Origin of the sequence: Catalinimonas alkaloidigena (genome assembly GCF_029504655.1) — a bacterium.
Lineage (GTDB): Bacteria > Bacteroidota > Bacteroidia > Cytophagales > Cyclobacteriaceae > Catalinimonas > Catalinimonas alkaloidigena.
Genome location: NZ_JAQFIL010000001.1, coordinates 2,456,599 through 2,481,862, shown reverse-complemented (window position 1 = coordinate 2,481,862; position 25,264 = coordinate 2,456,599). Strand labels below are relative to the sequence as shown.

Genomic DNA, 25,264 nt, shown 5'->3' with positions numbered 1-25,264 from the left:
TATTTGTTAATACAAGTCCTCAGCTTGAGCATTTGTTTTCTTCAAAGAGTAAAAAAAACAAGATTAGCTTTTACATACTTATTTTAAGCCCAGCACACTTATGCGATCATTCCTTCAGAACCACTGCCTTGACTCAGAGGAAATTTTTTGATATCAAAAACCACCATTGCATTAGCAAAGCCTTTAGGTAAGGTGATGGTTTTAGTTGCCCGCTGCCCCTGTTCATTAATGAATGATTGAATGAGCTTCACTTCTTCCGGTACACTAAGTTGTACTACAAAATCCCCTTCAGGGGTATTTTTATGAAGAGACATATACCCTTTTCCAATCTTATGAAGCCTTTCTTTGGGAGCTGTCTGATCAAAAACCGATGCCAGTGTATTCCGCGCAGCAGAGGTAATTAATGAAACAACCCCTCCTCCGGGAATGAGGTTTAGGGCACCATTTACTGCCTGGCCAAAAACCCTGTGTAGCAATGCTGCGATTTTATCCTGCTTTTCAATAGCACTGATCTCCACATCTATCCCTGACTCTCCAACGATAGGCCCCTTAAAAATGACCTGATCTTTCAGAGGTATGCCTGCCAGATCTAATGTTTTATTGTCTTGTAATTGCACTTCCATAACAGTGGTAGGTGCCTGCATTTGTGGATTTGGATAAATGAGTGACATAGAAAGCAGGTTATTTCCTTCACCCTCACTCACTTTCCCATTTTCAATAATGGTAATACTTTTAAGCTTGATTTGAAATATCATAGTTTGGTATTTGGGTTATTTGATTCTGGTGTGGTGTTTTCACGGCATTAAACTACTGGCACGTACAAGATGAGGCCTATAAAAGCAGGGTCTTAACATCATTACATTACTCTTCTTTAGGAGCTTTCCCATCCGCACGTACTGTCATCAGCCGTTTGAGTAAGTCAAACCAGAAGGGAGCGCCTAAAGTAATGGCAAGGGCAGTTACGATCCAGCCAGGAATCGCACGTAACCATCCCCAAAGCGCTAGTTCACCTAACATAATGGGTGGATAATTCGCTTTATTCCAGCCCATACCTAGTGCCGACGAACTCATACTGATTTCTTCTTCAATAAGATAATAGATTTGTCTGTGTAAGCTATCCATGTTCATCTCAGTTGCAGCTACTCGTCGCCCCTCCTGACTTTCCATAAATGCTTCTGCCTGCGTGATGATAGCGGTTCTGGCTTCAGGATCAACCGACAGCTTCTTGGCTACCTTAAAAGTATCAGCGTTGAGTACTATACTGATGACCAGCCCCAGGAAAAAAAGTATGACCTGTACTCTTGCCTTGTACCAGGAGGTAGCCTGCATCATCATTTCCTCATACCATGCTTCCAGATTTTTCTTGAATTGCTCCAGATTTCCTTCTGCCTCTGACAGAAATGAGTGTAATACTTCTTTGGTCTTTCCCTCAGGAAGACGACCAATACCTTCTTTGACCTTATCCAGAGTTCCTCCCTCTTCGGCGTAGAGTAACTCCAGTATTACTTTTGAAAAATATTGGTTACTGATGTAAGAAGGAAAGCTTCCCTTTTCTTTCCTCCTGAGCTTTTGGATCAGTGGATGCTCAAAAAACTTATGACAAAGTACATCTTCATTGCCATCATCATTGAGCATCGTCTGCAAAGCAATCTTCAGGTTAGTGCCTCGGGAATAGAGCCACTTCATCACCATCTCATTGAGGGTGGTGGCCAGGAGACTTAGCAGCAGGTAGACAAAGATTAATCCGATAACTACTTCCAGTACTTCTAATCCGAACATGGGCGCTGGTTAGTTTTTACTCATTCATAATGGTAATTGCATTGCTTGATGAAGATACTAAGTATTCTCCAAAGCAGTACTATGTCAGGGCAGCCTTTTATGGTGAATAACGAGCGCTTAGCCACCAATTTGTTAGTATGTATAGTTCGCAAGAAGTTCAATATCAGCTAATCGCTGAGAATAATCATGCTTATTTTGTTTCATTTTTAATTATTTTAATTAAACAAAATAAGCAAAATACCATTGTATGTTATTGATATGATTCACTAATACCACTATAATCTACACAAATATGGAACAATTAGGTAATGCGACTTTTGAAAATTATGTAGGACTGGAGCAGGGATATTCAGAGATGGCTTACCAAATGGTATCACACGTACTCACATTAGGTTATGCCGTGATGTTTGCGGGTCTCTTGTACTTTGTACTTACCATCAAACAGGTAGCGCCCCGCTACAGAACCTCCTCCATCCTTTCTGTAGTAGTGATGGTTTCAGCTTCGCTATTGCTGTACGTTCAGGCACAGAACTGGACTACGGCTTTTGTTTTTGACATGGAAAGGGGAAAGTACTTTTAGCTCCGGGTGCGGATCTGTTCAATAACGGCTATCGCTATCTCAATTGGTTGATAGATGTACCTATGCTCCTGTTTCAGGTCTTATTTGTAGTCTCTCTTACTAAAAGCAAGTTCTCCAGCGTACGTAACCAGTTCTGGATTTCAGGAGGATTCATGATCATTACCGGATACATCGGACAATTTTATGAGGTAACTAACCTCCCAAGATTTGCCATCTGGGGTGCGGTATCTACGGTTTTCTTCGTGCATATCCTCTGGCTGATGCGCAAAGTAATTAACGAGGGAAAGAAGGGATCCCTTTGCCTGCCCAAAAAACATTAAATGCCATCTGGTGGCTGTTTGTAGTCTCCTGGATGCTTTATCCCGGTGCCTACCTGATGCCACATCTGGCCGGAATCAATGGCGCGCTCTTTAATGAAACCGGAGTAGTAGCCCGTGAGATTATCTATACGCTTGCTGATGTATCTTCAAAAGTGGTCTATGGTGTATTACTGACCGTAGTTGCTCAGCATTTAAGTAAGGCGGAAGGTTATAATTATGAGAAAATGGCCAGCAAGGATAAGGTGCTCAACTAAGGTTTTATGAAAAACGAGTTCAAATTTTTGTAAACAGCTCACCTTTATTTTCTGCATCAGCAGAACCCCTCCATAAGGTGTATACACTTAGCTTGCTTTTAGTGTATACACCTTTTATATTAGGCGGTATCCAAACCATATATTATGAACAACCTGAGGTATGTAATGAGTCTGGGCATCGTGCTATTGTTAATTTCAGCACTTAGCCAGATAGATCTTAGCAATTTTACATTTCAGCGTGCTGCTTTCAGCATGACAAAAAGCGCCGCGCTACTGCTGGCGGCTTATACCCTTTGGAGTAAACGTACTGCTGAGAGGTTAAAAGACAGGAGAGTTGTCAAAAATATGCGACTTCTGCTCACCCTATTGCTTGTCATTGGCTTCTTACAAATAAGCTCCGGTCTTGACTTCAGCCATTTTACGTTCACCCTTGCCGGCAACGAAATCACTTTATTAGCGCTGATCCTACTTAGCCTGATCGTGATGTGGACTAGCAGTGTAGATAATCTGCGGCTCAGGGATTGATTTTAATGCTTACCTCCCTTAGTCATGTGCTCTGAATGGGGGATTCATACACAAAGATGTTATTACTTTTTCGGTCATTTCTGTTGCTCATCATTTTATTTTCTACATACAAAACAGGTCAAAGGCCTGCCAAAGCCACAGCAGCAGATCTTTGACCTTCTACATTAAACGTGTGTACGCACAAATATTCCTAACACTTCCAGCAACTCAGGTTCATCTCTCAGTGCGAAGCGTGCGGCCTTCTTAAAATCACTCATCCAGGCGTCCATTTTACGCATGGCCTCATTGCGCTTATGCGTAGCATGCTGTGCCTCACCTTTGCAGGCAAAGTGTTTATGACGTGCATCAAACAGTGCCTGTATGGAAGCCAGGGTCTGGGCCACTTCTTCTTCACTCACGCCATACTCCTGTAGTGTGCTGCTATCTTTGATCAATACATTATAAAAATTCTCAGCGTAATTAAGCCAGCTATCTACTGCGGTTTCAAATTTCCCCAGTCCTAGCCGGGTATACATGGATATGTCAGACGCATAGGCAATCTTGGCAAGTTTGCGATGGGTTGCATGTATCTGCTTGGCCTGCTTTATGTCTTCCTTGAATGCCTTGCCAACTTCAAACTGATCTCCGTATTTCTGGCTCTGACTCTCATGCAACATGCGAAACTCTTCAAGGCTTGCCTTACCTGCCAGTATCATTTGCTGGTTATAGCCCACCTTTTTGAGTGCCGCTAAAATCTCAGGATACTTCATGCTATTGTCAATAGCAGTACTCATCCGACTCATCTTCTGTACAATGGTCTGTCTCATAAGCAATACGCTTTTTATACAAAGATAGGTGAGCCGAAAGCCAGCAAACCACGGTTTGCAGATCGCAAAAGCACCGATGTAAGCAGTTGTATAAAATAAGCAATAAGCTTTGAGAATGGGCTTAAATGCTTCAGTTAAGGACTTGACTATGAGGGGGGTGTAAAGGGAATATGAAGTTTTGGCCTTATACCTTACCTTCCCCTATGGGGCAGATCATAGATTGGTCTGAATTATTACATTCCCCGCAGGGGAAAGTCATACTTTGTACATGAATCATCGCATTCCCCTGTAGGGAAAGCGAACCATCGGCGCGATATTTCATCTTCCCCGGCGGAGAAAGTGATGAAATGCATCAGTTTTCTCTATTTCCCTAAGAAGGAAGGTGATAGGTAAATACTTTAAAAGGACTATCAAGGCATGCACCATATAATGTGTTAAGGTTTTGCAAACCCACCCGCCCTGATTACCACTTTGAGTAGCCTAATTAGCGGGGCTACTATTGCACTGCTGGATATTCTAGCGCGGCTGGCTTCCGGTATGACAGCAGAGGAAAGTTATTTTGACATTCAGGGTGTTTAGGCAGGACGACTGTAACTTCCATCTTTCACCCCCTGGCTGCCCACTCCCCAAATTCATAGGTACTCACTATATGATGGTGACCATAAGTCATGGGGTATTCAGGCTTTATAAAAAGCATTTCAGTGTATAACGAGCAACACCTGAAGAAATGTTATCGTATTAATTCTGGGTGTGAATTATTGTAAATGTTTTAATCTGTTAGCTAAAAAGACAATGCTATATTCTCATACTACTAATAATGCAAAAAACACAAGCTCACACATAAGCCATATCACTGCCATTTTGATATTCATGTTCATGACAGCCTGTGCCCCCTCCATATATTATCTGGGAGACACTTACCCTCCTACTACTGACTTAGAGATATTTTATGACGAAAAGGACGTTGGCAGAGCGTATGTCACCATAGGTAAGATGACCCATGATAAATTTCTGGATTATTCGGTGGAAGTGATCAAGCAGGAGATGATTAAAGCCGCTAAAATGAGGGGAGCAGACGCTATTGTGTTTTCAGATTTTGGTGACCACGCGGGAGAATGATCAGAATGGAGACCGTTTAACCGTCACGGCAAAGCTAATCCGGTATAACGCTGCGAACTAGAAAAGAAGCAAACCAAAAGCTATAGACAATTGGTTTGCTCTCTGAGCAGATTTTTGCGTAGCCAATCCGTTCAGATGATAACTACTCTGCCCAATGCATAAATAAGCACACTAAATTCAAGCCTCTTCTAATGGCTCATCCCGCATCACGGACTTTACTTTGGCTTACTACTTCGGGAGAAATCTCCTGCAAGCCATACACCTTATCCTGTCTCATAATTTATCTGCGAAGCGAGAAGGTATCCATGGCAGAGTTGAGAGAAGATGGCCCACCCTCTCCACATGGTTTTTTCTCCAGGGAAGGGCTGCTTTTTAGTAGGCGTAAACCCGGCCAGGGCAGCGATGATGATCAATGCCTGCTGTACACTGAGTTCTTTTCTGCCACTATGCTTTTCTAAGACTTCTATTTGTAGCGGTTCAAATATTTTCTCTGCAGCTAATTGGGCACTTTCTGCTGCCAGATGCTTAAGCCAGATCAATTGCCAGGCTACAATACAGAGCATAGCAATGGCATGAGATAGTCGTGTGAAAGTATCAAACTGTAGCTTTTCTATCTGCATACCACTCTTCAGCACCATATGCCAGCGTTCAATCACCCATCGTTTCCGGTAATAATCTATCATCAGCAAAGCAGCAGCTTGATCTTCTATATTGATGGTAGTGAGTAAATACCATAGCAGAGGCGGTTCGCTGCGCGGTTCTTCTCCTGCCGGAGTATGTGTTTCTTGAGCTACTACCACCCATAAGTCAATATCTTCTCCTTTTTTATAAGTAGGGACAGGGCATGTGATCTTACCCCAGCTTACCTGCAGCTTAGCATTACGCTCTTTTCTCTTGCTGGTCCTGGGCAGGTAAACTTCTACTTTAGTAGTATTGGGAAAAACCACTTCTTTAAGAAGCATCTTTTCTTGCTCATAATGCACCTTTCGGTTGAGATGATGTGCCCTGAAGAGTAATTCTACATGTTTGGAGCGGCGAGCAGTCATGTACTCATAAAAATCAGATTCTCTGTCGGAGATTACGATCACCTTCTTGGCTTTAGCTAAATGCTGATCCACCCACTGTAGGGCTTCTACCCACCGATAACTCTCTTTTTCTTCTAAAGGATAAAACTGCACCTGCTTTGTACGTCCTGTGGATTGGGGAGGCCACAGCTTTTGTCCTACCAGGCCCAAAGCCGTTCCCTGCTCACTCAGAGCCATGGCCGTATGCAGGCAAAGCCCTGGATTTACATGACTGCCGCCTAAGTCGCCCAGACCTTCAGTAGCGACATGACTGGCATAATTCAAGTCTGTTGTATCCTGACTCACCAAAACCACATCCTGGTCGGCACAGCGCTTGCTCGTTTGCCTATAGTGGCCGTAGCTGACGTCTACTTCCTGTTTGGAAAATATCCGCCAGGCTGATTTACGGAAATTCTCTCCTACTGCACTACTAAAGGAAAGCTCAGGGTTAGCTAAAAGACGATCAGCCATCAGTGACAAACTCTTTGCCTCGCGTTTATCTTCTACTGCACTTCCCATAAACTCTTGCATGCCCCAACTCTCTTCCATCTGTTTACCTCCCTTTTTTTTTCAACCTAATTTACAACTTTTATAAGACATGAATAGGCCATACACTTGCTGCGCATGTTCGGCAGCCATCTAAAAGACTTCTTCTTCCGTTTCTGCCTGAAATACTCCATCATAGTCAAAACCTACATCTTTACTACGAATTGCTTTTGCCTTACAGTTAGACTTAAGTATTACTTACTTTGCACTTAATAATGATATTATAATCGTATCGTCAATTTTTTAATATCCGAAAGACCTCCGGTGACTTATCCGGAATTTCTACACGCAGATAGTATAAGCCAGGTGACAAATTCAGGCTTTGCGTATTGATCTGATGGTAACCTTGGGTGCTGGAGTATTGGGTTTGTTCATGGTATACCTGATCACCAAATTGATTGAGCAGCTTAAAAGTAACCTTTCCATCATTAACTCCAACTTCTTTTGCCTTAACCTGAAGTCCCACATCGCGATCCTCTAATGAGTTAGGAAACACCATCCAGGAGCTAAGCTGCTGAGTGGAAGACACCTCTTCAGGTAGCATGCCATCCTCACTCACAGCAAAGATCAGTGATAATGATCTACCCACCATTCCCTGTAGATTTTTTTCACTGTAGGGCGTAGCCGTCAAGAAATAAAAGCCTTCCTCAAATGACCCATCTCGATAATCATTATTCACATTGCCGAAAAGAGCAAAGGGAGGTGTGTTTTCAACGGTTTCTAGTACCAATTCTGTAGGAATAATATTGATATCAGTTTCTACCAGGCTAAACTCCACACTTCCAACTGCCTTTTCATCACTGGCATTGGCACGTATATTCAGATTAGGGCCAGTAAAACTCATGTCAATAATTTCAAAATCAAATAGCGTGGTGATCTCTTCATCAGTGGTGGCATTAATCAGGCTAAATGATTGTAGTGGATCGTCCAGTAGAAAAAACGAGAGAGCTAGCGTATTTAATACTTCTCCCTGTGCATTGGGTAGAGAGTAAGCGGTGGCTTCTACAGTATACTCCTCTCCCTCAAAAACGCCAAAGTTAAATTTACGTCCGTGAAAGTTGTAGCCCTGATTTCCAAAAGATGCATAAGGTTCACTATTTTCTATCACTTGCGAACTTAAGCCTCCGCTAATCATTATCACGACGCTTCCCACTTTGTCGGGCACGGTGACTGCCCTGATCGCCAGCTTTCTGGTCTGAGTCTCATAATAAGAAATAACCGCGCCATCGCTTAATGTCTTGATCGGGTAGTCATATTCTGCATTGTATAACTCCAGACTTGCAATGCCTGTACAAGTAGTCAGCGTTGACAAGGCTGTAAAAGCCTGAACAAATCCATAGCCGGTACCAAAGTCAAAACCTGTATCTTGCAGGGGGGTGAAGGGATCATCCATATCTATCGCAGTCTTTTGTAGAATTTCCTCAATTTCTGAAGGAGAAAGGGCTGCCGAGGCTTGTTTCATCAGAGCTGCGATCCCGGCTACATGAGGCGCAGAAGCGGATGTGCCATAGAAATTCGGAAAGCCATCACCTTCATCATCACTTCCGGGATAGAAAAAGCTGGTATTGGCACCGTCAGGTCCACAAACTTCAGGCTTTTCACGTACTTCAGGCGCAAGAGGATCTCCACAGGGGCTAAGTAAGATGGGCGTTCCGCCTACTGAAGAAAAGAACTCTGGAAATGGTTCCGGTGATCCGAAGGGGGGAGTGTAATAATAGGGTACCGCACCTACTGCTATAGCCCCGGAAGCATTGGGGTGCCCAAATATTGTACTGCTGTAAGTCGCATATTCCTCCTGTAGTTCACCTCCGAAATACATGTATTTTATCCGCTCAGGATTAGGGTTAGGACCTTCAGGTTCTACATCAAACTCAGGAGTCCCTACCCATTTGCCGATTACAATATAGGCCTCCACATAAAAATCCGTTCCCACACTGAGAAATTCAAAGGGATCATTACCAATATTACCATCAATGCTTCCAAAAAGAGCGCTACTGAAATCTCCCGCCTCGGTAAAAATAAAGATATCCATATCGCTCATCGCCCCCGTACTTGTAGGACAAATAGAGGCATAAGGCTGCGACCACTGGAAAGTGATAGTAGCATCATACGGTATGATTACCCGTTGAAACACATCTATATCAGGACCAGGATTAAAGTCATGCAATACATAGTCTCCTATAGGAAATCCATCACCTTCGGTCAGTGTATGAACTTCAGGCGCCGGACGAAATTCACTCTCATAAGACTGTCGCGCACTATTCCCCGCTGAAGAAAAATAGGTAACTCCTTTTTCTTCTACCATGTCCACTGCCTGGGCGATGATCCCATCCTGAAAAAAGGGATCGTCTAAGTAACCAATATCATCCACAATGACATTGGCTCCGGCATCATCAGCGAGGCTCAGAATTCCATTGGCAAAGCTGGGCTGCCCCAGCCATGCGGTATGAAAAGCTAATCCTGCAGCAGGAGCTACATCATGTATTATCTCAGCCATAGCACGGCCTTCATCTATGCCCTGACCCGGAGCAAGATCCAGAAGATTATTTACAGGGGTGGTATGTCCATTCGGGTTTCCAGGACCAGGCAAATCGCCAGTGCCAATACCCTCGGCTTCGCCTCCTAAAGCATTATAACTATCAGATAATATTCCTACGATTGTACCCTCCCCGTTGATACCGCAGGCATTCTTTGCCAGGACAGAAGTTTGTGCCACATCTCCTTGAGATGTAACAGAACCTATTCTCTTTTGTGGGCGATAACTTGTACGAACAAACCGAAGTCCACTAACCTCTTCCAGCTGATCTATTCTGGAAATAGGGAACAGTCCGGATACCATTCGGCCAAAAGCAGATGCCTGTTCCAGCCCCAACTTTTCTAATGTGGATTTCAAAAGTTCTCCATCTTGTTCCGCAGTAGCTTCAATTACCACCTTTTCTTCTACCAGAATCAGCGTTTGGTTAAAGCCCTGTTGTTCGCAATACTCTTTCCAGGAACCTCCCCGGGAAACTTGCTGATGTGCCTGATGCAAGCCCCATAATACCTGAGATACTTTCGTATCTTTAGGGGTTAAGCTGGAAGTTCTGGCAGCAGGTCCCATAGTTTGTTTTTGTAACTTAGAAGGCAATGGCTGAGGCAAATGATTTTCAATTTTTGAGGGAATTTGTGCTTTGATTCCTGATGAGAAAAGAATTAACATCACTCCAAAACTCAGATAGTGTCTAAGGGACCTCATATAATTTCAGGTTAAAGGGTAAAGGATAATATTTTTATTGCATCAAAGCTTAGCTGTAACACGATAGCGCAAGCCTTGGGTAAGAGTATTGAACCTGCTGTTTTTACTTATCAGCAATTACTTTTTTATAGAAAATGATGTATTGCTGTCAGCAGATATATTGGTACATATCCCGGAGAAGAAATTAGATAGGGGCTTGATTTTGCTACCCTATATTCTTAGTCAAAAGGGTATTAAAAAATTACCTTATGAATGAATTTGCTGAATGTTCAATGCGCCAGTACTGAGTATTAATAAAAACCTGCAAGCGCTTTAGAGCTCATTAGCAATCTGTAATTTACTTGCAGCTGTTCTCAAATTAACTAGAATAAAATTGGCTTGCCCCCTCAAATACGTATAGCAAAAAATAATATAAACAGTCTTGTTTCAATCTTTAAACAGTAGTGTTAGACTGTTTTTCTATAAAATACTATTCTTAAATCAATTTACGCAAGAATAGATAGCTGTACAATACCCAATAATAGGTATATATTATTTTATCATTTTTGCAGCTTACTCTTATTGATATTTCCAATGCTATGAGATAAAAAGTGGATGATTAGTATGTAATAAAGAAAATAATTATTATAACTCTTACATCAAAAACCAAACAAATTCCCATGAAGAACCTGCTGCTCCTTTGCTTTTTTTTAACGGTACTACAAACTGTACATGCCCAAACCATAACAGATCAATATTACCGTCTGCTTGATGGTTCGGAAAACTCGCAGCAGAAGCGGGTAGAACTGTATTCAGATACAGACTCAACCTGGAGCAAGTGGGATAACAGAGGGTATAGCTTTGGTTTTAATACCAGTCTCACCCCCATGTACACCAACGTCAATGGAATACTGAGCACGCCCTTTATGATACAGGTGCGGGGCAATGAAGATGAGAAGAATAAGAAACGCTGGGGCTATCATGTTTTTGAGGGTTACGCCACAGATGACAAATCCCGCATTACCATGCTGGTCAACAAGCATGTGGAGGAGGACAAGCCCGTAGCCGAAATGTATTACTACGGCACGGTATACAATCATTCGGCACCAGCCTACAACTGGTTTCGTATAGGCTCTGACGTTCGCCAGCATTCCTTTATGTTTAGCCGGGACGAAGCCATCTTTTACGGATCGTTAAAACTGAGCAATGCTCTTACACTGGGCAGCATAGGAAAGGATAATCTACAAAAAGTACAGCCAGAAGGAGATGATGAGCGAAACTATGAAGAAAGCGCTAAGTATGTTAACTACAAAGCCCTCCAGCAAAGTGATGATGGCACGATCTTTTACGATAAGGACCGGCACATGGTCGTCATCAAAATTGACGGAGAATGGATGCAACTCAATGTCACTCCCCTACCTGACAGTGTGCAGTATGAGTTTGAGTAAGTATTTGTAATGCGATATTAAGTATATTTAAGCTCAATCAAATTCTAAATATTATAGCATGAAAACCGAAAAGGAAAAGATGCTTGCCGGTGAACTGTATGATCCCCTAGACCCTCAGTTGGTGGAAGAAAGAATGCGGACCCGCTTACTCATCAAAGAGCTCAATGACAGCCGGGAAGATGAGGTGGATGCCCGCAATCGTATACTCAAAGAGCTCATCCCTCATGCTGGCGAAGGTTTATGGCTTCAGCCTCCCTTTTACTGTGATTATGGCAGCAACATGATTGTGGGGGAAAGGGTATTTTTTAACTTCAACTGCATTGTGCTGGATGTGATGGAAGTGAAGATTGGCAGCCGAACACTTTTTGGTCCCAACGCACAGGTATATACGGCTACCCACCCTACCAATTACAAGGAAAGAAGCTCAGGCGTAGAGTTTGCCAAGCCCATCAGCATAGGAGAAGATGTATGGGTGGGTGGCAGCGCGATCATTTGTCCGGGAGTAAGCATAGGAGATCGCACCATTATAGGGGCGGGCAGCGTGGTGACTAAAGATATTCCTTCCGATGTATTTGCCGCCGGCAATCCCTGTAAGGTGATCAGGGAGCTTAATCATAAATGACACTTCAGGTAAAATAATCTTTTAGCTGTAATTTTTATTAGTTTCTTTATTTTTGCCGTGAGTCTTTCATAGCTTCTGTTAGGAAGAAGTACCAATTATGATTGGCAATGCGCTAACACTATGATCATTAACCCCATTAATCTTAGTCACGAATAATGAAGAACCTGCTTACTGCAACCTTATTTGTCTTAGTCCTACTTACTAACACCAAAGCATATACCCAAACTGAAAATTCCGAAGCCCAAATTATAACCCAAAGTGCTGATACTTTAGAAGGTTATGTACACATTTCACGCGAAGACGAGTATGTGTTTACCCAAAAAATTGATCAGAAGGGGAATGTTCTTTCTCCTGCCCGTATCAAAACCATAATTATCAATCAAAACGAAATAATTAAATCAAAAGAGATTGATTTGAATGATGAAAAGCAATTGAAATTTTTGCAGCAATTGGTTGAGGGAAATACTAGCCTTTTCAGACTACCCAATAATAAAGAATATGCCTACTGGGTTGAAGATAAAGATGGCAACGTTTATGCCCTTTCAAATGTGAAACTAGAATCAAAAAGAGATGGGAAAAAATATATTCGTTATACCAACACTTATAAGGGTATCTTAAAAAATGTATTCAGGGATCAGCCTGATTTGTTTAACGAGATTGATAAACTTAAGTATTCGGATATAGCACTCATCAATTTATTTCAAAAATACCATGAGCTTACTAATCAACCCCTTAAAGTTAATTTCACAAAAAGGAGAGATGTTGCTTTAGCATGGGGTATAATAGCTGGTTTGCAGTACTCTTCAATAAAATTCACTGGGACAGAAGAATTAGAAAGTTATCTCTCGCCTACATTCAGTAATAGTAGTAACTTTAGTTTTGGTTTTTTTACTGAGGCTCAACCCGTTGAATCCAGACATTCGGCTTACAAAATAGCATTCCAGTATCAAAGTGCTTTTTACTCAAACCCTACTTTAAGTTTAAGTACCAATATACTAAGAGTTACTCCAGCCTACAAATATCTGATTTTACCTAATGGTAAATTTAAACCTTATATTAGCCTGGGACCTGCTTTTAACTTTCTACTTTCTTTAAAAGACCAGAGTATATATGATGAGCTTGATCTTAAGTGGTTACAATCAGGTAGTATACAATATGGGTTGGAAGCGGTAGCAGGAGTTAGCAAAAGTATCAATGATAATTATGGTCTTTTTCTTGAACTCAGGTATGGAATGTATAATGGAAATCACCTTACTTCTTCAAGAAGGTTTGTAGCAGGAGTAGGATATGTACCCATTCAAGATTCCTTTGACTCTATATCCAACTCCTTTGGAATTTTGGGTGGCTTTACATTTTACTAAAACTTAACTGGCGCGCGTTTAATGCAATGCATTGTAAGACATACGCATTGCGCAGGAAAATTATGGTGGCTGCCCGGATATTAGTAAAGCATATATACAAGCTGTCTGTGTAGTTAAAGTAAAAAAGATTCCTCCTGAATGACAAATGAAGTTAATGAAGTGTTTGTATTTCATTCAGAAGGAAACCTGTTTTACCTTTTACCAAGTTTAGTCAGTGCGATCCGGTCTTCCAACTTCCATCTCCTGCTCAAGAAATCACTATCCCATACTTTTCAGCAATCTGTCTCTTTACGGCTATCAGGTGCTGGATTTCAGTCATCAGGATGATGAGATCACTTTCGTCCTGGGTTTGTTTTAATTCCTGCCGCTTCTGTTCAATCAGGTCTTTGATGACATCAAACTTAAGCTGATCAATACTGCGGGTAATGACGTTCTGAATCTTCTCATCTTTTTTAGGCACATACACCTGACGTTCTTCCCAGTTCGGGCTGGGCATATAATGATCTACGATCAGATCAATGACCCGCTTTGAGATTTGCTGCTCAGTCTGCTCTATCATAAATTTCTCCATCAGGCTCTTCTGCACATCTATATGCTGGAAGTAGGTGTTGAATATCTGCTGATGCGTCTCATTTTTTAGCTGTATATCATCCAGCTCATCTTTGATGTAATGGCATACCATATAGTTTTCTTTCACCGGGTGATGGCCATACATCACCAGTACCCGCATGAGTTCCTGCTCCTTTCTCAGAATTCCTTCTTCCAAGCCTACCGTAGCTGGTTCGTTAAGCGAAGGCTCATCAGGATGCACAAAATCCACATCTGCAACTTCCTGCTCATTCTCTTCAAAATACTGCTGACGGGAAGCTGAGCGCTGCTGCTTGAGATAAATTTTGTTTAGTTCTGCAAAAAGTGTGCTCTCATCCATTTCCAGCTTTACGCTGGTCTCTTTGATGTAAACCTGCCGTTGGATGGGATCGGGAATCTTAGAAATGCTCTGCACGATCTCCCGTATCACCTCTGCCCTACGAATAGGATCACGCTCGGTCTCCTCTTGAAAGACTGCCGTTTTGAAAGAGATAAAATCCTGTTGCTTTTCCTCTAAAAACGCACGGAACTGACTGCCCCCTAGTTTTCGAACATAGCTATCGGGATCCTCCCCTTCCGGCAAAACCACCGCTTTTACGTTCAAGCCTCCTTCCAGTATCATGTCTATTCCCCGGAAGGATGCTTTCAGGCCGGCAGGGTCACCATCAAATAGCACCGTTACGTTTTTGGTATAGCGGGCAATCAGACGAATCTGCTCCTGGGTAAGTGACGTACCAGATGAAGCCACCACATTCTGTATCCCGGCCTGATAAAGCGAAATTACATCGGTATAACCTTCTACCAAAAAGCAGTTATCGTCCTGTCGTATCTGCTGCTTGGCCTGATAAATACCATAAAGTACGTCACTTTTGTGGTAAATTGGTGTTTCCGGTGAATTGAGATACTTAGGCTGCTCTACCTCAGGATTAATTTTTAGCAGACGCGCCCCGAAAGCGATCACTCTACCGCTGATATTATGGATGGGAAACATCACTCTGCCACGAAAACGATCATAGTGCCGAACTCCCTCTTTCCTTTCTCTGCTGATGATGAGTCCGGCTTTTTCCAGCATTTCCTGCTTATGTCCTACTTTGGTCGCTGTGGTAAGCAGTCCGTCCCATTCATCCAGGCTATAGCCCAGGTCAAAAGCTTTAATCGTATCTTCAGAAAATCCTCTCTCTTTAAAGTAAGTGAGCCCGATAGCTTTTCCTTCATCGTTTTTCCACAATTGCTCCTGAAAATACTCGGAAGCATATTTCATCACGATATAAAGGCTATCTTTTTCACTCTGGGCTTCCATCTCTTCATCGGTGAGGTTTTCTTCTTCTACCTCAATGCCATAGCGTTTGCCCAGTTGTTTGAGCGCCTCTACATAGCTCATACCCTCCGATTCCATCAAAAAAGAGATCGCATCTCCGGCTTTTCCTGAGCTGAAATCTTTAAAAAAACCCTTGGAAGGCACTACATAAAAGGAGGGTGTTTTCTCCTGATTGAAAGGGCTATACCCACGGAAGTTGCTTCCCTGCTTTTTAAGGTTTACGTAATCCCCAATCACATCAAGGATATCTATCCTTGCCTTAATTTCGTCTATGATTTCCTTCCTGATCATCTGTCAACAATGAATCCTTTTATTCGTAATTGTGAGTGTGTATGTTTGTAGTTAATTTACCAATACGCACTAATCAATGTGCAAATTTGTAGTTAGAATGTAAATGTCCGCATTTAAATTAATTTTGCAAGAATCAGAATCATATAAACATGCCTGTCACCAAAGACGATATTATAAAAGCCCTTAGTACGGTAGATGACCCTGACCTGAAGCAGGATCTTGTTACCCTCAACATGATCAAAAATCTGGAAGTAGATGGTAAGCATGTCAGCTTCACCGTAGAGCTGACAACGCCAGCTTGTCCCTTGAAAGAAATGATCCGGAATGCCTGCCTAGATGCTATTTATGATAAAGTATCTTCAGAGCTTCAGGTACAGATCAACATGAGCTCAAGTGTCACCACTGCGCGTAAAAATGCAGTAATGCTTCCTCAGGTTAAGAATATCATCGCAGTAGCCTCAGGCAAAGGTGGCGTTGGTAAATCTACAGTAGCGGCTAACCTTGCAGTAGCACTTTCAAAAATTGGTGCTAAAGTAGGCCTGGTTGACGCCGATATTTTTGGGCCTTCTATTCCCACCATGTTCAACTGTGAGCATGAACAGCCTCAGGTTAAGAATATCAACGGAAAAAATGTGATAGAGCCGCTAGTCCAGTATGGAGTCAAGCTTATTTCTATCGGTTTTCTTATGTCGCAGGATGATGCTGTAGTTTGGAGAGGCCCCATGGCCAGCAAAGCGCTTCAGCAGTTTTTAGGAGATTCGGACTGGGGAGAACTGGACTATCTGATCATTGACCTTCCTCCGGGAACCAGTGACATTCACCTTACACTTGTCCAATCTGTACCGGTTACCGGAGCAGTGATCGTGACTACTCCTCAGAAAGTAGCCTTGGCAGATGCCCGTAAAGGATTATCCATGTTCAGACAAAAACAAATCAATGTCCCTATTCTGGGTATTGTAGAGAATATGGCTTACTTTACACCTGCTGAGCTACCTGACAACAAATACTACATTTTTGGACAAGGTGGAGGAAAGGAGCTGGCAGAAAAAAACCAGGTACCTTACTTGGGAGAAATTCCGCTGGTACAAAGCATTCGTGAAAGTGGTGACCGGGGTTATCCGGCAGTCTTAAATACAGAAGGTGCGGAGCCTAAACCCGAGCAGCAGTCTTTTGAAAAGCTTGCCCAGGAGTTTGCCCGTCAGGTAGCCATCAGAAATGCGAATTTAGGAAAGACAAAAAAAGTTGATATCAACGTAGAATAAGCCCAAAATGGAGAATCAAGAAATCATTACGCGCGTAGAGAAAGCCCTGAACGACATAAGACCTTATTTGGAAACTGATGGGGGTAATGTCAGAGTGTTGGGCGTTGATGAAAATATGGTCGTTAAGCTGGAGCTTTTAGGTGCTTGCGGCTCCTGCCCAATGTCAGTCATGACCATGAAAGCTGGTATTGAAGAAACCATTAAGCGTCAGGTGCCCGAAGTTACCGATGTACAGGCGGTGAACATTACAAGCCCTGACGACCCTCGTGCTAAACTTCCTGACAATATGGCCTGATCCTTGACGTTATCAGTCATAAATCAATTCTTTATCTTTTGTTGTGCTTAGCACCTCTTAGCTGACTGGCTAAACCTTGGATATGAAGCAAACCACATTCCCTGTATTTCTGCTGCCTGCGTTTTTTTGTCTATGTATATTTATCGTTAACATCACACCTGCATTTGCACAACTAGCTGAGGATAGGTGTGGCACAGTTCCTTACAACGATCAACTACAGCTCAAGTCAGGAATACAGCCGGATGCGAAGAAAAGCAGGTTTGAAAGCTGGATCAGTAGTCAAAAGGAAAAAACTGTCAAAGACGCACTACGAACTTTGGGTACCCAACAGGATTTGGAAGTGCTACAAATTCCTGTAGTTGTGCATGTCATTCACCGCGGCGAAGCAGTTGGTGAAGGCACCAACATACCTCTGGAGCAAATTAAAGAGCAGATCAGAATATTGAATGAAGACTTTCGGAGGCAAAATGCTGACACAGTTGCCACCCTTCCAATCTTTGAACCGGTAGCTGCTGATATAATGATAGAATTTGTATTGGCCAAACAAACACCTGATGGTTTTGTTACCAATGGCGTTACTCGCACCGAGGGCAACCAGCTTTCTTATGGGATCAATAGTGCCGGAACGCTTAGTGAACTCAGCTACTGGGCAGCAGAAAATTATTTTAACATCTGGGTAGCGCCATTAAGAAATGGTTATCTGGGTTTTGCTCAATTCCCCGTTTCAGACCTGGAAGGACTGGAAGATGCTTCCAACAATCGTGAAACAGATGGTATCGTGATAGACTACCGCTATTTTGGAAGTGGTGGCAATGCCGTAAGTGGAAGCTTAGGAAGGACTACTACCCACGAAGTTGGGCACTTTCTGGGATTGAGACACATCTGGGGTGACGGAGACTGTAGTGCCGATGACTTTGTAGAAGACACTCCTTTACAATCGTCTGAATCTGACGGTTGTCCCATTGATCCGATAAGCTGCGGAAGTCCTGACATGTATCAGAACTATATGGACTATACAGATGATGTATGCATGAATCTTTTTACGCAGAACCAGAAAGAGCGCATGCGTATTGTACTGCTAAACAGTCCACGAAGGGCTTCACTCCTTACTTCCCCTGCCCTGCAACCGCCACAAATGGCTGACAATGACGCAGGTATAGAACAAATAATATCTCCTCGGCAGAGTGAATGCTCTGGTCAGCTTACGCCTTCTCTTGAAGTTTTCAATGCTGGCTCCAATACGATCAATAGCCTGAGTATACAACTTTTCCTTCAGGGTAATTTTGTGACAGAATTACAAGCAAACACTTCACTACAAACGGGTGAATCAACGATTCTTGACTTCACCAGCCTTGAGCTTGGCCCCAATGTTAATCCATACGAATTGAGTTTTCTTATTTCTGAGGTAAATAATATGGAAGACGAAAATGCGCTGAATAATTTGAGCAGCGTTAATTTTATTGTCCCTCAGTCAGCATCACTTCCACTGCACGAAGATTTTGAAGAGATCAATGAAAGCTCACTGATCAATACAGGAATCATAAAAAATGATGATGACTTGACAACCTGGTCACTTACTGAAGCTCCGGGCTTTGATGGACCAGATAATCAGGCTGTTTATCTTAACTATTATGATTACGATTCCGGAATTGGAGAAAAAGACTATTTTTACACTCCCGTTTACGATCTGAATGGTATAAGGGAAGCGCAGCTTAGTTTTAGGTATGCTTACGCTACCTACGAAGAAGACAATGAAGTAAAAGAAGATGGATTGTTGGTAGGTATTTCAATAGACTGTGGTGCCACGATAGAAGAAGTGCTTTTTGAGGCTAGCGGATCTGAATTAGCAACGGTTTCACCTAGCAGTACTCCCTTCGTACCTGAAAGTCGGGCTGAGTGGCGTAATTTAAATTTTTCTCTGGACGATTACCAGGGTGAAAATAATGTCCAACTTGTTTTTATCGGCACCAATGATTACGGTAATAATCTTTATCTGGATGATATTCATTTAAGGGTTGAAGAAGCAAATGCATTAGATATTGCCATCACTGAAATAAGTTCACCAGCATATCTCTCCTGTAACCCATCCCCCACCCCTACCATAGAAGTTGTCAACCAGGGAACATCTACTATTAACAGCTTTGAACTGAGCTATCAAGTTGATGGGCAGGAGCTTACTAGTTTTGTATATGATGCATTTCCACTAAACCCTGGAGATCGTGAAATATTTACATTGGAGCAACTTAGCCTGGATGTCGGCTTACATACGCTTTCGGTAAACATTTTCAATCCCAATCTGGCAAGTGATGAAGAGCCATCTGACAATCAAATTGACTTTGATTTTTATGTGGATGATAAAACAGATATTGTTCCGCTGGTTCAGGAATTTGGCGATATCAACGTTTTAGCTGATGTCTTGACTGGTGAATCATCAGCCCCTGATAATGCCTGGCAGGTAGTTAATCCTGATGGTGAACGTAGCTGGAATTTGACTAACACGCAGGGCTTAGGCCTTAGTAATTTATCTGCTTATATTGATCTGTATCAGTACCAAAACATTGGCGCGCAAGACATGCTGGTAAGCCCTACCCTTGATTTTACTACAGTAGATGAAGTTAGCGTCTTCTTTAAGATATCCTATGCGTTACTTAGCGAGTCATACGCTGATACGCTTCGCCTTTTAGTGTCTACCGATTGCGGACAATCCTACCAAACAGCATACGAAAGAGCAGGTGCTGACCTGGCAATTACCACCTCTACTGAAGCCTGGGTTCCCCAGCAGGAAGCCGATTGGCGTCAGGAATTTGTCAATCTATCTGATTATGCAGGGATGGCAGATGTACGAATAGCCTTTGAAGTAGTCAATGCCTATGGCAACAACCTTTATCTGGATGATATTGAATTTTACATTTCAGCAGATGATCAGCCGGTAGCCCGTAAGTTAGACGAAAATTCTTACCGGGTATTTCCTAACCCTTATAATTCGGTCAGCAGTGTTGAGAATGATGGCTTGTTAAAAGTAGCATTTAATCTAAGAGAAAGAGATGATGTAACGATCCTTTTGATGGATAGTCAGGGTAAACTACTAAGTAATCAGCTTTATCCATATACCCTAAATCAGACCTACGAATTTGATCTCAGCTCGCTCCCCAGCGGCATGTACATTATCAAAGTATTGAGTAACAGCATCAATACTACAAATAAAGTACTCAAAGAGTAGAGTTTAAGCATATTTACCTAGACTTTAGACGCAAATATTTTAGTATTTTTCGCAAAATTTTATTAAAATATTACTGATTATTCAATCGTAGCAATTTTTTATCAAAGCTTATTAACTCTTTGTTAATTTGCACGTTCTCTCTCATGTATTATGTTGATATGACTAACCTCTAATTTTTAGGATTTGTACCGTTTAGAAAGTAAGATCGATACTTCATCTGAAGAATTTAAGAATCATCAGGCATCTTATCGTAAAATAATAGCTGAATATAGAACTATCCTCCGAACTACCAGCCAGGGAGGAAGTGAAAGTGCCAGAGCCAAACATAAAAAGCGCGGCAAATTACTGGCGCGAGAACGTATCAATCTGCTGCTTGACCCCGAAACTCCTTTTCTTGAACTTTCTCCGATGGCCGCCTACGGCCTGTATGACAATGAATTTCCTGCTGCTGGCGTAGTGGCTGGTATCGGTATTATTCATGGTAGGGAAGCCATTATTTCAGCCAATGATGCTACGGTAAAAGGCGGAACCTATATTCAGGAGTCTATCAAAAAACACATACGTGCACAGGAGATTGCAATGGAAAATCATCTGCCCTGCGTCTATCTGGTCGATTCAGGTGGTGTTTTTCTTCCCGATCAGGCCAATGTTTTTCCCGACCGCTTTGATTTTGGTCGTTTTTTCTACAATCAGGCAAGGCTTTCAGCGGCAGGAATTCCTCAAATTGCTGTAGTTATGGGTTCCAGTACAGCTGGCGGCGCCTACGTGCCTGCCATGTGCGATGAAGTCATTATCGTCAGAAATCAGGGACACATATTCCTCGGAGGTCCACCGCTGGTAAAAGCTGCTACTGGAGAAGAAGTAAGCCCGGAAGAACTTGGAGGGGCCGAAGTACACACCAGCATGTCGGGCGTAGCCGATCATATGGCAGAAAATGATGTGCATGCCATACAAATCTGCCGCAATATTTTTGAAACTTTACCCAAAGGTTACCGCCAAATAATAGAAAAACAGCCCAGTGAAGCCCCTTACTATGATCCACAGGAACTTTACGGTATAGCTCCCCTCAACTTTAAAAAGCCGGTAGATGCAAGAGAAATTATTATGCGTATCGTAGACGGGAGCCGCTTTCATGAATTCAAAGCCAAATATGGTACTACCCTGGTTACCGGTTTTGCCCATCTACATGGCTATCCGATAGGTATCATTGCTAATAATGGCATTCTATTTTCTGACAGTTCCCTAAAGGGAGCTCATTTCGTCGAACTTTGCTGTCACCGCCAGATTCCGCTGGTTTTCCTGCAAAATATCACTGGCTTTATGGTAGGTAAAGAATATGAGCGGAATGGCATTGCTCGTGATGGTGCCAAGATGGTGCATGCAGTTGCCAATGCGAATGTACCCAAATATACCATCGTTTTTGGTGGTTCGTTTGGCGCCGGAAATTATGCGATGGCAGGCAGGGCTTATGATCCTCGCCTGCTAATGATGTGGCCCAACGCTCGAATTTCAGTTATGGGAGGTGAGCAGGCTGCTAATGTATTGGTTACTGTAAAAGAAGCACAGTACAAGGCCAGAGGAAAAGAGTTTCCTGAAAGCGAATCCAGTCAACTGAGAGAGGAAATCATGGAAAAGTATGAGCGGGAAGGTTCGCCCTATTTCAGCACTTCCAGGCTATGGGACGATGGCATCATAGATCCGCTGGACACCAGAAAAGTGCTGGCGATGGGCATAGCTGCCTCATGCAACAAAAAATATGAAGACACCAGGTTCGGCGTTTTCAGAATGTAGATACAATCAAATCTTTAAAATGAATAAATACGACAATATAGAATTTGAAGTTCAAGATGGAATAGGAACACTCTGGCTAAATCGGCCAGAGGTGAGAAACGCGTTTAACAATCACATGATTGCCGATGTTATCGACTGTTTGGAATCTGTTGAACATGACCCTGACATATTAGCCTTAGTGATCAGAGGTAGGGGTAAGGTGTTTTGTGCCGGAGCGGATATCCACTGGATGAAAAGTTTTTCCAAGCTTTCGTACGAAGAAGATTATCAGGAGAATATGCATCTGGCCCGCTGCTTCTATATGATCTATACTTTCAGCAAACCCACAATAGCCATCGCCCATGGTGCTTCTTTTGGGGGAGGCAATGGCATTTTAGCTGCATGCGACATTGCCTATTGCGCAGCCGAAACAACTTTTTCTTTTAGCGAAGTCAAAATCGGAATTATACCCGCCACAATTTCTCCTTATGTGATCAAACGAAGCGGAGAGTTTAACGCTAGGGAGTTGATGCTGAGTGGAAAACGCTTTTCCTGCCGGGAGGCTTTTGATAAAGGTTTGGTCAACCATATTTATCCTGATGAAGAAATCGAGGAAGCACTGGAACAGCTTTTTAACGAATTCAGAGCAAATTCTCCTCAGGCGATGGCCAGCACCAAAGAGCTGATTTTCAACATTTGTAAGAGCAGCAATTTTAACGAAACTATTGACTACACCGCCAGAATGATTGCCGATGCACGTGCTTCTGAAGAAGGTCAGGAAGGCATGGCTGCCTTTCTGGAAAAACGTAAACCTTCTTGGATCAGGAAAAGGGAGAATGTCATCAACAAATAATTTTTCCGTTTGAAAAATAAAAGCACTGCAAGCATAATGTTCAATAAAATTCTTATAGCCAATCGTGGTGAGATAGCGGTTCGTATTTGTCGCTCAGCTCATACTTTGGGCATCTCCACAATAGCCATTTACGCGGAAGATGATAAAGCCTCTTTGCATGCCAGCATGGCTACTGAGGCAGTATCTTTGGGAGAAGGCAAACTCAGTGATACCTATCTGAATATTGATAAAATTATTGCGATTGCCCAGCAGTACGCTTGTGATGCCATTCATCCCGGTTACGGCTTTTTGTCGGAAAACCCAATTTTTGTGAAGGCCTGTGAAGATGCAGGGATCGTATTCATAGGTCCTTCTTCAGAAGCTATCAAACTGATGGGTAATAAAATTGCCGCCCGCAAATTCGCCAAAGAGGCAGGCGTCCCTATCACTGAAGGCTTTACGGGGAGCACAGAGGAAATACTTGAGAAAGCTTCTGGCCTCCCTTTTCCTTTACTCATCAAGGCAGCAGCAGGTGGGGGAGGAAAAGGCATGCGCATCGTACAGGAAGCTGATCAGTTGAAGCAGGCCATAGCATCCACCAGCCGGGAAGCCAAATCTTATTTCGGAGATGAATCAATTTATGTTGAGCAGTTCCTGGATGAACCTCGCCACATAGAAGTTCAAATTCTGGGTGATCAGCAGGGTAATCTCGTGCATTTATTTGAAAGGGAATGTTCTCTGCAAAGACGTTATCAGAAAATCATTGAAGAATCCCCCTCTCCCAGTCTGGATGCACGAACCAGAAAAGCCATATGTGAATCGGCCGTGCAACTTGCCAAAGCGATACCCTATACCAATGCGGGTACCATTGAGTTTTTGCTGGATAAAAAGCAGCAGTTTTATTTTCTGGAGATGAACACCCGCATTCAGGTAGAGCATCCGATCACTGAAATGACTACCGGCGTTGACCTTGTGGCTGAACAAATCAGGATTGCTGCGGGTCAGCCTTTGCGCTTCGTGCAGGAAGATATCCAGCAAAAAGGACATGCCATAGAATGCAGGATCTATGCGGAAAGTCCGGAGAATAACTTTCTGCCTTCGCCGGGAGATATTACGTATTTTTCTCCTCCACAAGCCTCTCAATATCGACTCGACACTTTTCTGGAAGGCTCTGCCCGTATCCAAAGCAGCTATGATCCCATGATCGCCAAGCTTATTGTGTATGGCATAAATCGGGAGCAGGCAAGAAAAGGTAGTATGTCTGCTTTGAAGAACTGTGCAATTCATGGCATTGATACCAATACTCATTATTTATTGCACCTTCTTCAATCAGAAGACTTTCAACAGAATCAGATCTCTACCAAGTATTGCGATCAGGAAACACCCAGGCTTTTGAAAGAAATGCATGTACAGAAAAAAGATTTTCCTCTTCTACCCATCATTGCCGCAGGTTTAGCTTTTGAGTTAAGAGCTCAGCATGAAGCGGCACACAAGCCTCAAAGCATTTGGCGGGAAATAGGCTACTGGCGACATTTACCCGCGATTCATGTCTCGGTAAAAGATGAAGAAATGGATGTAGAAGTATGGAAAATAAGAGGGGGCGAATATGAGCTTTTGTCGGGGAATGAGCCTATTCCCTTTAAAATTCTGCACAAAGACGAAGGAAAAATTGTTTATCAATTAAATGAAGTTGAGCATACCGCTTACGTTTCTTTAAAGGAAGACCAAAGCTTACAGATTTCGTTGGAGGGCATGCTCTTTCATATGCGACGTTTTGACAAATTAGCTGATAGTGAGCTGATTATAGAAGAAGGTGCAAAAGAAGGAGCTGCTGATAAGCTTTCTTCTCCTATGCCAGGCAAAGTGATTCAGTTAAATGTAAAAAACGGTGACAAAGTTAAAAAAGGGGATGTGCTTCTCATAGTGGAAGCCATGAAAATGGAAAACAGCATCATTGCTCCGCATGATGCCACAGTGGATGAAGTGTATGTAGAACCGGATGCTATGGTTGACCGCAATATGCCCCTCCTAAAACTTTCTTAGCTGCATT

20 protein-coding genes are annotated in these 25,264 nt (G+C 42.7%); 14 read left to right on the top strand and 6 right to left on the bottom strand.

Features of this window, described 5'->3' with window-relative positions:
• Nucleotides 1-98: 98 nt before the first annotated feature.
• Nucleotides 99-755, bottom strand: coding sequence for a hypothetical protein (locus OKW21_RS10135; protein ID WP_277479303.1), 657 nt, complete (start codon nt 753-755; stop codon nt 99-101).
• Between the two features lie 106 nt (nt 756-861).
• Nucleotides 862-1,779, bottom strand: a complete 918-nt coding sequence (locus OKW21_RS10130) for a hypothetical protein (RefSeq protein WP_277479302.1) — start codon at nt 1,777-1,779, stop codon at nt 862-864.
• 292 nt (nt 1,780-2,071) lie between these two features.
• On the opposite strand from OKW21_RS10130, the gene OKW21_RS10125 reads away from it, so the two are divergent.
• From OKW21_RS10125 to OKW21_RS10110, 4 genes are all read left to right on the top strand, one after another.
• The gene (locus OKW21_RS10125; RefSeq protein WP_277479301.1) at nt 2,072-2,359 is read left to right on the top strand and encodes a bacteriorhodopsin; all 288 of its coding nucleotides are present in this window, start codon (nt 2,072-2,074) and stop codon (nt 2,357-2,359) included.
• Nucleotides 2,360-2,373: 14 nt separating this feature from the next.
• Entirely contained in the window at nt 2,374-2,679 is a 306-nt protein-coding gene (locus OKW21_RS10120) for a bacteriorhodopsin (RefSeq protein ID WP_277487651.1), read from the top strand.
• Nucleotides 2,658-2,933 (top strand): bacteriorhodopsin, encoded by a 276-nt coding sequence (locus OKW21_RS10115; protein ID WP_277479300.1) that lies wholly within the window; start codon nt 2,658-2,660, stop codon nt 2,931-2,933. Before OKW21_RS10120 ends, OKW21_RS10115 begins: the two co-directional genes overlap by 22 nt.
• A gap of 144 nt (nt 2,934-3,077) precedes the next feature.
• Nucleotides 3,078-3,458 carry a hypothetical protein gene (locus tag OKW21_RS10110; protein ID WP_277479299.1) on the top strand — a complete coding sequence of 127 codons (381 nt, stop codon included), beginning with the start codon at nt 3,078-3,080 and terminating at the stop codon, nt 3,456-3,458.
• A gap of 164 nt (nt 3,459-3,622) precedes the next feature.
• Here OKW21_RS10110 and OKW21_RS10105 read toward each other — a convergent pair whose 3' ends face one another.
• Entirely contained in the window at nt 3,623-4,264 is a 642-nt protein-coding gene (locus OKW21_RS10105; RefSeq protein WP_277479298.1) for a PQLLE family protein, read from the bottom strand.
• Nucleotides 4,265-5,056: 792 nt separating this feature from the next.
• Here OKW21_RS10105 and OKW21_RS10100 point away from each other — a divergent pair.
• Complete coding sequence (locus tag OKW21_RS10100) at nt 5,057-5,383, top strand: hypothetical protein (RefSeq protein ID WP_277479297.1); 327 nt, start codon at nt 5,057-5,059, stop codon at nt 5,381-5,383.
• Between the two features lie 263 nt (nt 5,384-5,646).
• Here the strand turns inward: OKW21_RS10100 and OKW21_RS10095 are convergent, their stop codons facing one another.
• On the bottom strand, nt 5,647-6,996 hold the full coding sequence (locus OKW21_RS10095; protein ID WP_277478160.1) for an IS4 family transposase: 1,350 nt from the start codon (nt 6,994-6,996) through the stop codon (nt 5,647-5,649).
• 232 nt (nt 6,997-7,228) lie between these two features.
• Complete coding sequence (locus tag OKW21_RS10090) at nt 7,229-10,228, bottom strand: S8 family peptidase (protein WP_277479296.1); 3,000 nt, start codon at nt 10,226-10,228, stop codon at nt 7,229-7,231.
• 659 nt (nt 10,229-10,887) lie between these two features.
• Between OKW21_RS10090 and OKW21_RS10085 the strand changes: the two genes are divergently transcribed.
• From OKW21_RS10085 to OKW21_RS10075, 3 genes are all read left to right on the top strand, one after another.
• The gene (locus OKW21_RS10085; RefSeq protein WP_277479295.1) at nt 10,888-11,655 is read left to right on the top strand and encodes a hypothetical protein; all 768 of its coding nucleotides are present in this window, start codon (nt 10,888-10,890) and stop codon (nt 11,653-11,655) included.
• Nucleotides 11,656-11,713: 58 nt separating this feature from the next.
• Nucleotides 11,714-12,277, top strand: a complete 564-nt coding sequence (locus tag OKW21_RS10080) for a sugar O-acetyltransferase (protein ID WP_277479294.1) — start codon at nt 11,714-11,716, stop codon at nt 12,275-12,277.
• 413 nt (nt 12,278-12,690) lie between these two features.
• On the top strand, nt 12,691-13,638 hold the full coding sequence (locus OKW21_RS10075; RefSeq protein ID WP_277479293.1) for an outer membrane beta-barrel protein: 948 nt from the start codon (nt 12,691-12,693) through the stop codon (nt 13,636-13,638).
• Between the two features lie 247 nt (nt 13,639-13,885).
• On the opposite strand, the gene dnaG is transcribed toward OKW21_RS10075, so the two are convergent.
• Complete coding sequence (dnaG, locus tag OKW21_RS10070) at nt 13,886-15,835, bottom strand: DNA primase (RefSeq protein WP_277479292.1); 1,950 nt, start codon at nt 15,833-15,835, stop codon at nt 13,886-13,888.
• Between the two features lie 149 nt (nt 15,836-15,984).
• On the opposite strand from dnaG, the gene OKW21_RS10065 reads away from it, so the two are divergent.
• The 6 genes from OKW21_RS10065 to OKW21_RS10040 all read left to right on the top strand — a co-directional run bounded on the left by OKW21_RS10065 (nt 15,985) and on the right by OKW21_RS10040 (nt 25,257).
• On the top strand, nt 15,985-17,097 hold the full coding sequence (locus OKW21_RS10065; RefSeq protein WP_277479291.1) for an Mrp/NBP35 family ATP-binding protein: 1,113 nt from the start codon (nt 15,985-15,987) through the stop codon (nt 17,095-17,097).
• A gap of 7 nt (nt 17,098-17,104) precedes the next feature.
• Nucleotides 17,105-17,392 (top strand): NifU family protein, encoded by a 288-nt coding sequence (locus tag OKW21_RS10060; protein ID WP_277479290.1) that lies wholly within the window; start codon nt 17,105-17,107, stop codon nt 17,390-17,392.
• An 82-nt stretch (nt 17,393-17,474) separates the two neighbouring features.
• A complete protein-coding gene (locus OKW21_RS10055; protein WP_277479289.1) occupies nt 17,475-20,612 on the top strand; it encodes a T9SS-dependent choice-of-anchor J family protein in 3,138 nt (1,045 codons plus the stop codon).
• A gap of 183 nt (nt 20,613-20,795) precedes the next feature.
• On the top strand, nt 20,796-22,403 hold the full coding sequence (locus OKW21_RS10050) for a carboxyl transferase domain-containing protein (protein WP_277479288.1): 1,608 nt from the start codon (nt 20,796-20,798) through the stop codon (nt 22,401-22,403).
• A gap of 19 nt (nt 22,404-22,422) precedes the next feature.
• On the top strand, nt 22,423-23,235 hold the full coding sequence (locus tag OKW21_RS10045; protein ID WP_277479287.1) for an enoyl-CoA hydratase-related protein: 813 nt from the start codon (nt 22,423-22,425) through the stop codon (nt 23,233-23,235).
• A 36-nt stretch (nt 23,236-23,271) separates the two neighbouring features.
• Complete coding sequence (locus tag OKW21_RS10040; protein ID WP_277479286.1) at nt 23,272-25,257, top strand: acetyl/propionyl/methylcrotonyl-CoA carboxylase subunit alpha; 1,986 nt, start codon at nt 23,272-23,274, stop codon at nt 25,255-25,257.
• Nucleotides 25,258-25,264: the final 7 nt, after the last annotated feature.